The organism is Novosphingobium meiothermophilum (assembly GCF_003171715.1).
GTDB classification, from domain to species: Bacteria; Pseudomonadota; Alphaproteobacteria; order Sphingomonadales; family Sphingomonadaceae; genus Novosphingobium; species Novosphingobium meiothermophilum.
On record NZ_QGHL01000007.1, the window covers coordinates 301529 to 316843 of the forward strand.

The 15315-nt window shown below is 64.3% G+C and carries 14 protein-coding genes; 10 read left to right on the top strand and 4 right to left on the bottom strand.

What is annotated here, in order from left to right; translation table 11 throughout:
- Positions 1-7: 7 nt before the first annotated feature.
- Both DKM43_RS05585 and ypfJ read right to left on the bottom strand, forming a co-directional pair.
- Positions 8-703, bottom strand: a complete 696-nt coding sequence (locus DKM43_RS05585; protein ID WP_201739791.1) for a hypothetical protein — start codon at positions 701-703, stop codon at positions 8-10.
- 59 nt (positions 704-762) lie between these two features.
- Entirely contained in the window at positions 763-1626 is an 864-nt protein-coding gene (ypfJ, locus tag DKM43_RS05590) for a KPN_02809 family neutral zinc metallopeptidase (RefSeq protein WP_109797478.1), read from the bottom strand.
- Between the two features lie 96 nt (positions 1627-1722).
- Here ypfJ and DKM43_RS05595 point away from each other — a divergent pair, with 96 nt between their 5' ends.
- From DKM43_RS05595 to DKM43_RS05615, 5 genes are all read left to right on the top strand, one after another.
- Positions 1723-2508, top strand: a complete 786-nt coding sequence (locus DKM43_RS05595; RefSeq protein WP_109797479.1) for a 3-hydroxybutyrate dehydrogenase — start codon at positions 1723-1725, stop codon at positions 2506-2508.
- Positions 2509-2676: 168 nt separating this feature from the next.
- Positions 2677-4254, top strand: a complete 1578-nt coding sequence (locus DKM43_RS05600) for a M28 family metallopeptidase (protein WP_236632408.1) — start codon at positions 2677-2679, stop codon at positions 4252-4254.
- 69 nt (positions 4255-4323) lie between these two features.
- Entirely contained in the window at positions 4324-5781 is a 1458-nt protein-coding gene (gene guaB, locus DKM43_RS05605) for an IMP dehydrogenase (protein WP_109798016.1), read from the top strand.
- A 20-nt stretch (positions 5782-5801) separates the two neighbouring features.
- Positions 5802-6989: an RsmB/NOP family class I SAM-dependent RNA methyltransferase gene (locus tag DKM43_RS05610; protein ID WP_109797481.1), complete on the top strand. Its 1188-nt coding sequence runs from the start codon at positions 5802-5804 to the stop codon at positions 6987-6989.
- An 84-nt stretch (positions 6990-7073) separates the two neighbouring features.
- Complete coding sequence (locus DKM43_RS05615) at positions 7074-7580, top strand: tetratricopeptide repeat protein (RefSeq protein WP_109797482.1); 507 nt, start codon at positions 7074-7076, stop codon at positions 7578-7580.
- Positions 7581-7639: 59 nt separating this feature from the next.
- On the opposite strand, the gene DKM43_RS05620 is transcribed toward DKM43_RS05615, so the two are convergent.
- The gene (locus DKM43_RS05620; RefSeq protein ID WP_109797483.1) at positions 7640-8125 is read right to left on the bottom strand and encodes an RNA pyrophosphohydrolase; all 486 of its coding nucleotides are present in this window, start codon (positions 8123-8125) and stop codon (positions 7640-7642) included.
- Entirely contained in the window at positions 8122-9075 is a 954-nt protein-coding gene (locus DKM43_RS05625) for an alpha/beta hydrolase (protein ID WP_109797484.1), read from the bottom strand. The genes DKM43_RS05620 and DKM43_RS05625 overlap by 4 nt, the downstream gene beginning before the upstream one ends.
- A 206-nt stretch (positions 9076-9281) precedes the next feature.
- Between DKM43_RS05625 and DKM43_RS05630 the strand changes: the two genes are divergently transcribed.
- The 5 genes from DKM43_RS05630 (at position 9282) to DKM43_RS05645 (ending at position 15314) form a co-directional block, all read left to right on the top strand.
- Complete coding sequence (locus DKM43_RS05630) at positions 9282-11180, top strand: 2-oxoacid:acceptor oxidoreductase subunit alpha (RefSeq protein ID WP_236632409.1); 1899 nt, start codon at positions 9282-9284, stop codon at positions 11178-11180.
- Positions 11177-11509, top strand: coding sequence for a hypothetical protein (locus DKM43_RS16340; RefSeq protein WP_145960477.1), 333 nt, complete (start codon positions 11177-11179; stop codon positions 11507-11509). Before DKM43_RS05630 ends, DKM43_RS16340 begins: the two co-directional genes overlap by 4 nt.
- Before the next feature lie 13 nt (positions 11510-11522).
- A complete protein-coding gene (locus DKM43_RS05635) occupies positions 11523-12563 on the top strand; it encodes a 2-oxoacid:ferredoxin oxidoreductase subunit beta (protein WP_109797485.1) in 1041 nt (346 codons plus the stop codon).
- An 80-nt stretch (positions 12564-12643) separates the two neighbouring features.
- Positions 12644-14008, top strand: a complete 1365-nt coding sequence (locus DKM43_RS05640) for a cryptochrome/photolyase family protein (protein WP_109797486.1) — start codon at positions 12644-12646, stop codon at positions 14006-14008.
- Positions 14009-14045: 37 nt separating this feature from the next.
- Positions 14046-15314 (top strand): SAM-dependent methyltransferase, encoded by a 1269-nt coding sequence (locus DKM43_RS05645; RefSeq protein ID WP_109797487.1) that lies wholly within the window; start codon positions 14046-14048, stop codon positions 15312-15314.
- The last annotated feature ends 1 nt before the right edge of the window (position 15315 follow it).

Below are 15315 nucleotides of genomic sequence, written 5' to 3' on the forward strand. Positions count from 1 at the left end.
TTGCGCGTCAGGGTATGCGCTGGACGACCGCCCTGCTTTCGAAGCTGACGGAACCGGTTTTCGCAGCGGGGACTTTGGCGGCCTGATCCCTTTCGGCCCTGTTATCGGCCTTCTTGTCCTTGGCGTCCTTGGAGGCCGCTGCTTCGCGTGCCTGCCAAAGGGCATCGGCGTCGGCCTTCGTGGCGGGGCGAGCCGGATAGGCGCACCCGCGCTGTTCGCCCACGCCCTTGAGGTAGGCGCGGCGGACCGAACCTGCATAGATCGCCTCGTTCCATTTGCGCTGCTGGGCATTGGCCCCGCTGATTTCGCGGATCACGCCGCCAAAGGGAATGAGCGAGCCTACTACCGATTTGGCCAGACTCCCGACCTTGATGGTGGAATTGCTCTCGTCGCGGGCCACGTCGATATCGTCGCCCAGAACCGCATCAAGTTCGGCCACGGCGGCAGCGATGGCGGTGCAGCGTTTCAGACCGGCAAGATCGTAGGGCTTCTCGCGTGCAGTCTGGAGAAGCTGGGGCACTTCGTCCTTCCTGAGGTTGAGGTCCGACAGGGGTTTGGTGACGACATCGCCGGGCGTGACCTTCTCCTGCGCCACGGCAGTCTGCGCCGCAGCAGGCGGCACGCTTGCCCATGCCAGCAGAGGTAGCGCCAGCGCCAGCAAGATCGGGGCGTGGCAGCGATTGTTGGCAGTGATGAGCGACATGGTTGCTCCTTCCTGCCTTGACTACGCCATGACCTGCCTTTCGGTTCCGTGAACCCGATCTACAGCAGCGCGGCAAAGGTGTCGCACTGGTCCTCGTCTGCGGTTTCCAGTCCGCGCCGCAGCCATTGCTGGCGCTGGGCCGCGCTGCCATGGGTGAATCCTTCCTCGACCGGACGGCGCCCAGCGGCCTTCATCAGCGTATCATCGCCGATCTGATGAGCAGCGCGCATCCCTTCCTCGATGTCGCCCGGTTCGATCCGGTCTCGGTTCCTGCCCGCCCAGACCCCGGCATAGCAATCCGCCTGAAGTTCAAGCGCGACGGACAGGCGGTTCGCCTGACTGGGGCTGCGCTGCTGCAACTTGCGCACTTCGGTGGAGGTGCCCAGCAGGTTCTGGATGTGATGGCCGTATTCGTGCGCCATCACATAGACGCGCGCGAAATCGCCGCCCGCACCCATCTGCTGGTCCATCTGGGTATAGAAGTCGGTATCGATATAGATGCCGTTGTCGGCCGGGCAGTAGAACGGTCCCATCGCGCTTTGCGCCGCGCCGCAGCCGGAACTGCCGTTCTGTGCATAGAAAACCAGCTTCGGCGCCTCGAACGGCACATTGGCCTTACGGAACAGCGGTTCCCACGTCTTGTTGAGCGAGGAGAGCGCATTGCAGCTTTCGCGGCTGAAGGCATTGGCCGAACAGCTTTCCGCAAGGCTTGCTCCGCCCTGCTGCTGCGGCGCGGGCGCCTGGGTCTGCACCTGTTGCAGCGTGCCCAGCATCTGCGCCGGATCGACGCCGAAGACCAGCGCCGCGATCAGCGCGATGACAATGGAGCCGCACCCCAGCTTGCCACCGCCACCGAGGGGGAATCTGCCGCCGCCGCGCTGGTCCTCGACATTGATAGAACTGTCGAAATCATCGAGCCGCATCGCATTGCCCCTCTTTTTCGCGTTCCGTCTGGACAAGCCGCACGTCTGCCGCAATGCCATCCGGACATGTCCATCCTTTCATGCCGGAGTAACCAAATGTTCCTGAAGGGCAAGTGCGCGCTGATTACCGGTTCAACTTCGGGCATCGGTCTTGCCTATGCACGGGCGCTCGCCGCCGAGGGCGCCGACATCGTCCTCAACGGGTTTGGCGATCCTGCCGAGATCGAGACCCTGTGCAGCGAGCTTGCCGCGACAAGCGGCGGGCGGGCGATCTTCGCCGCCGGAGACCTGACCCGGCGCGAGGGCACCGAGACCATGGTGGCAGCGGCACTGGCCGAGTTCGGCGCGATCGACATTCTCATCAACAATGCCGGGATGCAGCATGTTGCCCCGGTCGAGGACTTTCCGGTGGAGAAGTGGGATGCGATCATCGCGCTCAACCTGACATCGGCCTTCGATGCCTGTCGGCTTGTCATTCCGGGCATGAAGGCAAAGGGCTGGGGCCGCATCCTGTTCACGGCCTCGGCCCATTCGCTCACGGCCTCGCCGTTCAAGGCGGCCTATGTCTCGGCGAAGCACGGCATCGCCGGATTGACCAAGACCCTTGCGCTGGAACTGGCAACCCACGGCATCACCGCCAACTGCATCAGCCCCGGCTATGTCTGGACGCCGCTGGTGGAGAACCAGATCCCCGATACGATGAAAGCGCGCGGTCTGACACGCGAACAGGTCATCAACGATGTGCTGCTGACCCGCCAGCCGACCAAGCAATTCGTCCAGCCGGAAGACGTGGCGGCGCTCGCGCTTTTCCTGTGCCGCCACGAGGCGCGCAACATCACGGGCGCCAACTACAACATGGATGGTGGCTGGGTGGCGGAGTGAAGACGCGCCATCGGTAACATTGCGGATGGCGGCAGCCGTCCCGGCCGTGGCGACAAATGGGAACTTGCGCTGGCCTGCGGCTTTTGACAGCAAGGAGCTGCGACGAAACGTTTGAGGGCCGCGATGAATCGTGCTGTGGGCTGGCGATGGGCAAGGCGGGCGGGGCTGATGCTCTGCGCGGCCCTGACGCTGGGGGGCGCGCGTCCTCCGGCACGCCCGTCCGCCTTGCCGAAACCGCCCAGTCCGATCGAGATGGCGCTGCGCGGCCATGTCGAAGCGCTTTCCAGCGATGACTTTGCCGGGCGCGAACCGGGGACCGAGGGCGAGAGCAAGACCTTGCGCTATCTGGCCCGCCAATGGTTCGACATCGGGCTTGAACCGGGCACCAACATTCCGGGCAGCGGGTGGTTCGCGCCGGTCGATCTGATCGAGCGGCAACCCGTTTCCTCGCGTGCGGTCTTTACCCGTTCGGGGCGGCGCGTGCCCTTGCCTGCCGAAAGTGTTTATGTGGTCACATCGGGCCTGCGCGGCCTTGTTCAGGATGCACCGCTGGTCTTCGTGGGCCACGCCGCCGGAGCGCCGCCACCGCGCGCCGAAATGGCCGGCCGTATTGCGGTGATGCTTGACAGTCTGCCCGCCGGTATCAGTCATGATGCGGCGGGCGACAGGGTGGGCCGGCTGCTCGATGCCGGCGCGCTGGCGGTTCTCACGGTGCTTGATGACGAGCGGACGCTGCCCGACGTTGTCGCCCGCCGCAGCAGGGCAGGTCATGCCGTCGCGGGAGGTCCGGTTGTCAGCGAGATCGAGGGCTTCATAACCCCCGAAGCGCTGGATCTTCTGCTGCCGGGTGCGCACCATGCCTCGCTTGCCCGGCTGAAGGCCGAGGCTGCAAGCAACCGCTTTGTGCCGCACCTTCTGGGGCTTCAGGCAACCCTTGAGGCGACCAGCCGGGAAACCCGTATCCGCACGCACAATCTGATCGGCCGGTTGCCGGGCCGCAGCCGCGATGCCGGGGCGATTCTGGTGCTGGCTCATTGGGACCATTTCGGAACCTGTGCTGCCCCCCCGGCACAGGACGTCATCTGCAACGGCGCGATCGACAATGCCTCCGGCCTTGCGGTCGTTACCGAAACCGCGCGCCTTCTTGCCAAGGGGCGGCCGCTTGAACGGGATGTCTATTTTCTGGCAACGACCGCCGAAGAAGTGGGGCTGCTGGGTGCGGTGGCCTTCGCCGAAAACCCGCCAATACCGCTGGACCGCTTCGTTGCCGCGCTCAATGTCGACAGCACCGGGCTGGCCCCCGCGGGAAGCCCGCTGGGCATTGTCGGCAAGGGGCTGACACCGCTTGATCCGTTGATCGAGGAAGTGGTCCGGCGGATGAAGCGCAGACTGGCCGACGGCGATGGGGCGAATGCCTATATCCGGCGACAGGACAGCTGGGTGCTGCTGCGCCATGACGTGCCCACGGTCATGGTCAGCAACAGCTATGGCGACATGACGCTGCTCGAACGGTTCATGCAGGAAACCTATCACCGCCCCTCCGATCAGGCGGGGGCAGGCATCGATTATGGCGGCATGGCGGATGATGTGATGGTGCAGGTGGAACTGATCCGGACATTTGCCGATCCGCGCCGCCTGCCCGCGCGGGGATGGCCGGGGAACGGATTGCCGTTGACGGGAAGCGCTGCAAAAGGGGGCGGAGCAGCCCTGGAACCGGGTCAGGCGCGGCAGGGTCAAACCCCCTAGCGGAACCGGTCCTTCCTGTTTACATGGGCCGCCACGAATCTCCCCGGATACAAAGAAGTGGCTCCCATCATGGATATCCCTCTCGGCCTTACCTTCGACGACGTGCTGCTGCGTCCTGCCGAATCGGATATCGTGCCTTCGCAGGCTGACACCCGCACGCGGCTGACGAAGGAAATCAGCCTCAACATCCCGGTGCTGTCATCGGCCATGGATACCGTTACCGAGGCCGACATGGCGATCGTCATGGCGCAGCTTGGCGGCATCGGCGTGCTGCACCGCAATCTTTCGATCGAGGAACAGTGCGCGGCGGTGCGTGCGGTCAAGCGGTTCGAGAGCGGGATGGTGGTCAATCCGATCACCATTTCGCCCGACGCCACGCTGGGCGAGGCCAACGCGATCATGCGCACCAACAGGATCAGCGGCATTCCTGTGGTGGAGGCTTCGGGCCGTCTGGTCGGTATTCTCACCAACCGCGACGTGCGCTTTGCCGACAATCCCAACCAGCCCGTGCGCGAACTGATGACGCACGAAAATCTCGCGACGGTGAAGCTGGGCACGAGCGGCGATGAAGCGCGGCGCCTTTTGCACCAGCGCCGGATCGAAAAGCTGCTGGTGGTGGATGATGATTTCCACTGCATCGGCCTTATCACGGTCAAGGATATTGAAAAGGCCGTGACTTTCCCCGATGCTACCAAGGACGCGGCCGGGCGCCTGCGCGTGGCAGCCGCCACCACTGTTGGCGACAAGGGCTTTGCCCGGACCATGGCTCTGGTCGAGGCGGAATGCGATGTCGTCATCATCGATACCGCGCATGGCCATAACCGGGATGTTGCGCGCGCCGTTGAAGCGGCCAAGAAGCTGTCCAATTCGGTTCAGGTCATTGCTGGCAATGTCGCGACAGGCGAGGCCACGCGGTCGCTGATCGATGCGGGGGCTGATGGTGTGAAGATCGGCATCGGTCCCGGCTCCATCTGCACCACGCGCATCGTCGCGGGCGTGGGCGTGCCGCAGCTCACCGCGATCATGGAATGCGCTGCCGAGGCGGAAAAGTCGGGCGTGCCGGTGATTGCCGATGGGGGCTTGCGCACTTCGGGTGATGCCGCCAAGGCGCTGGCGGCAGGGGCAAGCTCGGTCATGATCGGATCGATGCTGGCCGGGACCGAGGAAGCGCCGGGCGAGACGTTCCTCTATCAGGGGCGCGCCTACAAGTCGTATCGCGGGATGGGGTCGGTCGGTGCCATGGCACGCGGCAGTGCAGACCGCTATTTCCAGCAGGACATCAAGGACCAGATGAAGCTGGTGCCCGAAGGGATCGAAGGGCAGGTGCCGTTCAAGGGCCCCGCCAAGGATGTGGTCCACCAGCTTGTCGGCGGGATAAAGGCGGCGATGGGTTATACCGGCAGCCGCACCATCGAGGACTTGCGCAAGCGCGCGCAGTTCGTGCGCATCACCAATGCGGGCCTGCGCGAAAGCCATGTCCACGACGTGACGATCACCCGCGAGGCACCCAACTACAAGGTGGGCTGAAGCCGCACAGGGACCGGGCGATGACACCGGCGGCGAGGGTTCAGGCTGCGATCGACCTGCTTGACGAAGTGATCGGCGCGGCACGCGCGCAGGGCGCCTCGGCCGATCGCATCGCGGCAGACTGGTTCCGTTCGCGCCGTTATGTCGGCTCCAAGGACCGCCGGGCGATCCGGGAACTGGTGTGGGGCGCGATCCGGGTTTGTGGAGAGGTTCCGCCATCCGGTCGGGCTGCCATGTTGCGGCTTGCAGCCGATGATGCCGCCTTGGCGGCGCTGTTCGATGGATCGAACTATGGCCCTGCTCCGGTCAGACCGGGCGAGCCGGTTGCGGCGGGCGGCATTGCCCCGGCCTGGCTGGTGGAACGGCTTGCCGCGGCCGGGCTTGGCCCGCGGGATCAGGCATCGTTGTTGGCGCGCGCGCCGCTCGACATCCGGGCCAACAGCTTGAAAGTCGGGCGCGAGGCCCTGCGCGGCAGGCTGCCGGTGGAGGCAGAACCGCTGGCCGTGCCGGATGGCCTGCGTCTGCCTGCGGGAACCCCGGCCGAAGGCTGGCCGGAGTTTGCCGAAGGGCTGTTCGAAGTGCAGGATGCCGGCAGCCAGCTTGCCTGCATGGCGCTGGCCGCCAGCCCCGGCGAACGGGTGGTTGACCTGTGTGCAGGCGCGGGTGGCAAGACGCTCGCGCTGGGTGCGGCAATGGCGAACCGCGGGCAATTGCTGGCCTGCGATATCGACCGCGCACGCCTTTCTCGCCTGCCCGAACGTGCGCGCCGGGCCGGTGTGCTGGCGCAGGTGCGCCTGCTTAATCCCGGACGCGAGGCCGAAATGCTGAGCGACTGGCAGGCACGTGCCGATGCAGTCATGATCGATGCCCCCTGTTCAGGCACGGGCACATGGCGGCGCAATCCCGAAGCGCGCTGGCGGCTCGATCCGGCGGCGATCGACCGCTACTGCCGGATGCAGGCCGGAGTGCTTGATGTGGGGGCAGGGCTGGTGCGCCCCGGCGGACGATTGACCTACGTTGTCTGTTCCCTGCTCGATGCCGAAGGCGCCGACCGCATCGATGCGTTTCTTGCCCGCAATCCCGGCTGGGAGCCTGCAACGCCATCGCTGGGCGGGGGTGCGCCGCATCGCAAAGGGTGGCGGCTCGTGCCCTTTCGGGACGGGACCGACGGGTTTTTCTTCGCAACGCTCGTGCGGCGTGTTAATTGAAGCGACATGGACGACGGTGCATCCCGTGACAGTCTCCGGTTCAAGGAGTTGCACCGCAGACAGTTGCGTCCGAAGGAGTTGCTGATGCGTTACGCCCCCGCCGCGTTTGCTCTTTCGCTGCTGGTCGCCGTGACCGGCAGTATGGGGTCTGCGCGGACGAACGGCCCTTCCGATCCGCGCGTGGTCGCCCTTCTGGCCGAGGGTCGCGCTGCCCTCGCCAAAGGCGACGTGAGCGGCGCGACGGACCGCTTCGAGGCTGCGCTGACGATCGAACCGGGAAGCGCAGCGGCGCTTCTCGCTCTGGCCGATGCGGCCCGGCGGGACGGCTTGCAGGGCAAGGCGATCCATTATTACCGGCAGGTGCTGGCGAGCGACCCCAACAATCTCATGGCAATTTCGGGTGAGGGCGGCGCCATGGCCGAGAAGGGCGCGCTGGAAAAGGCGCGGCGCAACCTTGCCCGGCTTGAGGGGCTGTGCGGCAAGGGCTGCGCCGAAACCGCCGAACTGGCCGCTGCCATCGCGCGTGGCCCGATGACCAAGGTTCTGGCTGCCGAAACCGTCACGGCTGACACCACGGTCGAAAACAACTGAAGGCAGTCAAGGCAGGAAGCGCTGCGGCGCAGGCCTGCCCGCGACTGTTTCGGACAGGTTCAGATAAGGTCACGAAACTCTTCGACGACCTGCCGATAGACTCGCTTCTTGAACGGAACGATGAGTTCGGGGAGCTGGTCGGGTTCCACCCACTGCCATGCCTCGAACTCGGCGTGCTCATGGGCGTCAAGGCGGATATCCGCATCCTGTCCGTTGAAGCGCATGAGCAGCCATTTCTGCCGCTGGCCGCGATACCTGCCGCCCCACATCCGACCCATCAGGAAATCCGGCAGATCGTAGAGCAGTTCCTCGCGGGTTTCGGCGATGATGGTCACGAGGTGCGGGGCAATGCCCGTTTCCTCTTCCAGTTCGCGCAAGGCGGCAAGGTGCAGTTCCTCGCCGTCATCGATGCCGCCCTGCGGCATTTGCCAGGCCTCCGATTCCCGGTTGTCGATCCGCTTGCCGACAAAGACCCGTCGTGCGTGGTTGACCAGCATGATGCCGACACATGGACGATAGGGAAGCCCGGCAAACGGATCTGTCATTTCAACCTTTCCAGCAGCAGCCGAACGGCCTTGAAGATCGACTGCATGTCTTCCTGCGCGCTTGGGATGGCCTTGCGCAACTGGGTGAAGCCGTGGATCGTGCCCTTCATCTCAAGGAACACGACTTCGGCCCCGGCCCGGATCAATTCCGCGCCATAGACCCTCCCGCTGTCGCGAATCGGATCAAGGCCCGCCGTCACTAGCACTGTTGGCGGTGTGGTCGAATGGTCGGAATAGATCGGATAGGCGCGCTTGTGCCCGGTCATGGCGCGATAGGCATCGGCAAACCAGCGCATGGTGTCCGAAGTCAGGAGGAAGCCTTCGGCGAACTGGGCGAACGATTCATGATCGGGCCTGTCATCGGAGAGCGGATAGATCGGCACCTGCATCACAACCGGCGCGGCAGCGGGCTGGTCCATAAGGGCCTGTGTGACCACGATGGCAAGATTTCCGCCTGCCGAATCGCCCATCGGAATAAGGCCAGTGATCTCGCGGCCAAGCGTGGTGGAATTGCCCGCGATCCAGCGTGCGGCGGCCTCGCAGTCATCGGGCGCGGCGGGGAAGGGATGCTCAGGCGCCAGACGGTAATCGACCGCGATCACCGGCAGATCGAGCTCCGCGGCGATTTCGGTGCAAAGGCTGTGGTGGCTTTCAAGATCGCCGATGACGAAGCCGCCGCCGTGGAAGAAGACCACCGCCGGACCTGCCTCGCGCGTTTCGCGCAGGTCATAGAGCCGCAGCGGGATCTCTCCGGCAGGGCCGGGGCAGGAAAGATCGCGGATCACCGCAAGCGCGCGCGGCTCTGCTTCGGCGAGTTGACCCATCGCAATGTAGCTGGCCCGCGCTGCCTCCAGACCGAGCTGGCTCATCGGCGGCGCATCGGTGCTGTTGAGAAAGGCGAGAAAGGCCTGAACATCGGGGCGCACGTAATGGGTCGTCTGTTCGGTCATGAATTGCTCCTCGTCCCGTTGGCAGGAATCGTTATGAACGTCGGTGTAAGTTTGGTTTTGCAACTTGACTGGCAAGGCCGATGGGAATCAAGAGCGCAGGAGGATTTTTCGGCTCGCGCAGATTTTCTTCTTTGCGAACCCGGCACGAGAGGCATAGGCGCGCTGGCATGATCGGGTGAAAGTCCCGGCGCGCAGCAGAGGACGATATGGCGACACTTGTTGATGGACCGGATGCGCTGACGGGCGGCAAGGATACCGGCGGAACCGATGCGAAGGCCCCCGAAGCGGTGGTCGTTCGCTTTGCCGGGGATTCGGGTGACGGGATGCAGCTGACCGGTGGTCAGTTCACGCTTTCCACCGCGCTTGCGGGCAACGATCTGGCGACCTTCCCGGACTTTCCGGCCGAAATCCGCGCGCCGCAGGGCACGCTGTTCGGCGTTTCTGCTTTCCAGATCAATTTCGGGTCGACCGAGATCGACACCGCGGGTGACCAGCCCGATGTGCTGGTGGCCATGAACCCGGCCGCGCTCAAGACGAATGTCGGCGCGCTCAAGCCCGGCGGGCTTATCATTGCCGACAGCGGCGAGTTCACCAAGCGCAACCTTGAAAAGGCGAAATACGAGGTAAACCCGCTGGAGGACGGCAGTCTCGAAAAGTGGCAGCTTCTGGCCTTCGACATCTCGGCCCTCACGCTTGAGGCGGTCAAGCCCTTCGGCCTTGGCAACAAGGAAGCCCTGCGCTGCAAGAACATGTGGACGCTGGGCCTTGCCCTGTGGATGTTCGACCGTGACCGCCAGCCGCTGATCGATTGGCTCAACGCCAAGTTCGCTAAGAACCCGGTTCTGGCCGAGGCCAATATCGCCGCGCTCAACGCAGGTCATGCCTATGGCGAAACGGCCGAACTTTCAGGCCCGCTCAAGCAGTATCACATTGCCCCGGTCGAAAGCGAACCGGGCCTTTACCGAACGGTGACGGGCGCGGAAGCCATCAGTCTTGGTCTGGTTGCGGGCGCACAGCTTGCCGATCTGCACATGTTCTTCGGTGGCTATCCGATCACGCCGGCATCGGCGATCCTGCACAATCTTGCCCGGCTCAAGGAGTTCGGCGTCACCACCTTTCAGGCCGAGGACGAGATCGCGGCCATCGCATCGGCCATCGGCGCAAGCTATGCCGGCCAGCTTGGTGTAACCTCGTCATCCGGTCCCGGCATTGCCCTCAAGGGCGAGGCCATGGGCCTTGCCATCATGACCGAACTGCCGCTGGTGATCGTCAACTCCCAGCGCGGCGGCCCTTCCACGGGCCTGCCAACCAAGACCGAGCAGTCCGACCTCTATCAGGCGGTCTATGGCCGCAATGGCGATGCGCCGATGCCGGTGATTGCCGCCCGCAGCGCTTCGGACTGCTTCGAGGTTGCCATCGAGGCCTGCCGCATTGCGGTGGAATACATGACCCCGGTCATGCTCCTGACCGACGGCTATATCGCCAATGCGGCCGAGCCTTGGAAGGTGCCCGATCCGGCGAGCTTCAGGCCCTTCCCGGTCAAGTTCCTCGAAGCGAAGAACGGCCCCAACGGCGAGCTTCTTCCTTTCGCGCGCGACGAGAAGGGCGCACGCCCATGGATCCGGCCCGGCACGCCCGGCCTTATGCACCGCATCGGCGGGATCGAGAAGAACCCCGGCACCGGCAATATCGACTACAGCCCGGCCAGCCACCAGATCATGACCGATGCCCGCAAGGCCAAGGTCGACGGTGTGGCGAAGAGCATTCCGCCGCAGGAAGTCAGCCATGGCGAGACTTCGGGCAGGCTCGTGGTCGTGGGCTGGGGCAGCACTTATGGTCCGATCCATCAGGCCGTGCGCCGCGCCCGCCGCAAGGGTCTGGACGTGAGCCATGTCCATGTCCGCCACATCTGGCCGATGCCATCCAACCTTGGCGATCTGCTGCGCGGCTACGACAAGGTGCTGGTGCCCGAAATGAACACCGGCCAGTTCAAGACCGTGCTGCGTGACCAGTTCCTGATCGACGCCCAGCCGCTCAACAAGACCAGCGGCCAGCCCTTCACCATCGCGGAAATCGAAGCCGCGATCGAGGAGGCGCTGAAGTGATACTGCCAACCGGCAATCGCGGATCATGGTGCGCGATTGTGGATGGTGCGCGGATACCGTGTGTTCACGAGTATTGGAAAAATGGAATGCGCTATGAAGATCCGGGATGCATGCCCGGCGTCGGAAAGTGGCCAAATTTCATCAAGGCAATTCAAGAGAATCAGGTGGTCCTGCTAACTCGAAGCAAGGTTTCAGACGCTCCTCAAAGGAAAAGTGGAAAGTCGATGGCACGTTCGGCTTATCTCTCTGTCTGGGAAGTCAGAAATGTTGAAGCTGATGAGCGCAGCCTGCGCTTTGAGTTCAGCAACCTCCTGCACTCGTTCGAATGATTGGACGAAACCAATGAACGACATGACCCCCATCGCTAAGGTCCAGACCACGCTCAAGGACTGGGAAACCGATCAGGAAGTGCGCTGGTGCCCCGGTTGCGGAGACTATGCGATCCTCAAGGCCGTGCAGCGCACCCTTCCTGAGATTGGTGCCGATCCTTCGAACACCGTGTTCGTATCGGGCATCGGCTGCTCCAGCCGCTTTCCCTATTACGTGGAAAGCTATGGCTTCCACACGATCCACGGCCGCGCGCCCGCCTTTGCCACCGGCATCAAGCTCGCAAATCCGGACCTCGACGTCTGGCTGGTGACGGGCGATGGCGATGGCATGTCGATCGGCGGCAATCACACGATGCACATTCTGCGCCGAAACGTGAACGTGCAGATCCTGTTGTTCAACAACGAGATCTACGGCCTGACCAAGGGGCAGTATTCGCCGACGAGCCGCGAGGGGACGAACAGCCCCACATCGCCGCTCGGTTCGGTTGACCGTCCCGCGCTGCCTTGCGCTTTCGCGCTGGGATCGGGCGCGCGCTTCATTGCGCGGGCCTATGACGTGTCGAAGAACCTTCCCGGCGTGCTCAAGGCGGCTCATGCCCACAAGGGCGCGGCCTTCGTGGAAATCTTCCAGAACTGCATCGTCTATAACAAGGACCGCTTCGACGATTTCGTGGCGAAGGGCGTTGCCGATCAGAACCAGCTCTGGCTGACCGATGGCGAGCCGATGCTGTTCGGTTCGGAAAAGTCGGGCGGGGTGAAGGGCATCGCGCTCGACATGGAGACGCTGACGCTCAAGGTCGTCGATGTGATCGATGGCGACTGGCAGGCCGCAGGCGTGCTCGTCCACAATGTCAGGAACCGCGCGCTGGCGCACATGCTGGTGGAAATGCCGTTCGGCCCATTCCCGATGGCGCTGGGCGTGATCTATGACGATCCGCGCCCGACCTACGAGGAAACGCTGCTCGGTCAGGACGAACAGGCCCGCAAGGGCAAGGATGCCAACCTCGCCAAGCTGCTCGGCAAGGGGCAAACCTGGACAGTTCAGGCGGCCTGATCGGATCACGACCCCGGCCTGTCCCTATGGGCAGGTCGGCAAGACTGGAAAGGCAGCGGCGGCAGCGCCAATAGGAGTGCATGAGCGCACCCCATATCGTCTGGTTCCGCCGCGATCTTCGCCTTGCCGATCAGGCGGCACTGCTGGCAGCGGCGAAGGCCGGTCCGGTCATCCCGGTCTATGTGCTTGATGACCAGACGCCCCGGCACCGCCGGATGGGCGGCGCCTCGCGCTGGTGGCTCCACCACAGCCTCGCCAGTCTTGATGCTTCGCTGCGGCGGCTGGGTTCGCGCCTTGTTTTGCGGCGCGGGCGCTCCGAGGACGTGCTGACGGCGCTTGTGGCGCAAACCGGCGCGGCTGAGGTGCACGCGCTGCATCACTATGAGCCGTGGTGGCGCAATGCCGAAAAGGCCGTTGCAAAGACAGTGCCCCTGCATCTCCACCATGGGAACTATCTGGCGCCTGCCGGTTCGGTGCTGACGGGTGGCGGCGCGCCCTACAGGATCTTCACGCCCTTCTGGAATGCCCTGAAGGGCCGGATGCCGCCGCCCCTGCCAACAGCGGCCCCTGCGGCACTCGATACCCCCGCAAGCTGGCCCGAAAGCGAAAGGCTGGAAGACTGGGCCTTGCTGCCGACCAGCCCGGACTGGGCGGGCGGAATGCGAGAGACGTGGCAGCCCGGCGAGGCCGGTGCGATGGAGCGGCTTGACAGCTTCGTGGCCAAGGCCCGGCGCTATGACGAATGCCGCAATCTGCCTTCGCTTGAAGGAACATCGCGGCTTTCCCCGCACCTGCATTTCGGAGAGATCTCGCCCGCAACCGTCTGGCACCGGGTGGCGGATGCCGGGGGATCGGTCGATGTGTTCCTCAGCGAACTGGGCTGGCGTGACTATGCCCAGAACGTGATCTTGCAGATGCCCGAATACGGATCGCGCAACGCCCGCGAAGCCTATGACCGGTTGCAGTGGCGCGATGATCGGCAAGACCTGCGGGCATGGCAGCAGGGGCGCACCGGCTATCCCATCGTCGATGCGGGAATGCGCGAGCTGTGGCACACCGGCTGGATGCACAACCGCGTGCGGATGATCGCAGCCAGCTTTCTGGTGAAGCATCTCCTGATTGACTGGCGTGAAGGTGAGCGCTGGTTCTGGGATACGCTGGTCGATGCCGATTACGGATCGAACGCGGTCAACTGGCAGTGGACGGCCGGGACGGGCGTTGATTCCAACATGTTCGTGCGGATCATGGCGCCGCTCACCCAATCGCCCAAGTTCGATGCCGCCGGTTATATCCGCAGATGGGTGCCGGAGCTGGCGCACCTGTCGGATGCCGATATCCACGATCCCGCCTTGCCGCCGCGTGGCTATCCGCGCAAGCTTGTGGCCCATGCCGAAGCCCGCGCCCGCGCCCTTGCCGCGCACGATGCAATGAAGGGGCAAGGCTGATCTTGCGCCGCCCTGCAATGCACCACATACAAACGCCATGACCGCACAGATGCCGACACGGGGCGCGCACCTTCTTTTGGGGGGCTGGAACATGTCCGGTGCAGGGCGCTGGGCGGCGCACCTGTTTGCCGGATCGTTCGGCAAGGTGGTGGAACGGATCGACCGCGGCCTGATGCACGGCACGATTCACGCGGTCCTTCCGGATGGATCGCAGACCACCGTGGGCGGGCGAGGCGAAGGCCCGGTGGCGCGCATCCGCCTTCATAGCTGGAACGCGCTTGTCCGGCTGGCGGCCGCAGGTTCGATCGGCTGGTATGAGGCATGGGCGGCAGGTGAATGGGATAGCCCCGATCCCGTGCCGATCTTCGATCTGTTCATGCGCAATGCCGCCACACTGGGCGATGTGGGGCGCGCGAAGGGGCCCTGGCGGCTGGCGGGGCGCGCACTCAACCTTCTGCGCAGGAACTCGAAGACTCAGGCCCGGCGCAACATTGCCGCGCACTATGACCTTGGCAACGATTTCTACCGGCAGTGGCTGGACGAGACGATGAGCTATTCCAGCGCTTCGTGGCAGGGCATTGCCCCCGATGCCTCGCTGGCCGAGGCGCAGGCCAACAAGGTGGACCGACTGGCCGCAAGGCTTGACCTCCGGCCCGGAAGCGAGGTTCTGGAGATCGGTTGCGGCTGGGGGTATCTCGCGCGCCGTCTGGCGCAGACCGCCGGCGCGCGTGTGACGGGCATCAGCCTTTCCGACGAACAGCTTGAATGGGCACGGCGTGAGCTGGCGGCGAGCGGCCTTCAGGGCATCGATTATCGCCATCAGGACTACCGCGACGTTTCCGGGCAATTCGATGCGATTGCCAGCGTCGAGATGGTCGAGGCGGTGGGCCGCGAATACTGGCCCTCGTTCTTCGATTGCCTGGCACGCTGCCTGAAACCGGGCGGGCGCGCTGCCCTGCAATACATCACCATCCGCGACGATCTGTTCGACGCCTATGCCGCAAGCGCCGACTTCATTCAGGCCTATGTCTTTCCCGGCGGGCTGCTCATCAGCGAAAAGGCCTTTTCCATGCTTGCGCAGGAGCGCGGGCTGAGCTGGCAGGACCGCGAGGACTTCGGCGCCGATTACGCGCGCACCCTGAAGCTGTGGCGCGATGCACTGGACAAGGCCGCAAGCGAGAACCGCCTGCCGCAGGGCTTCGATCAGCGCTTCATCGATCTGTGGCGCTATTACCTGATGTATTGCGAAGGGGGCTTTCGTGGAGGCGGGATCAACGTCAGCCAGATAACGCTGGTCAAGCGCTGAG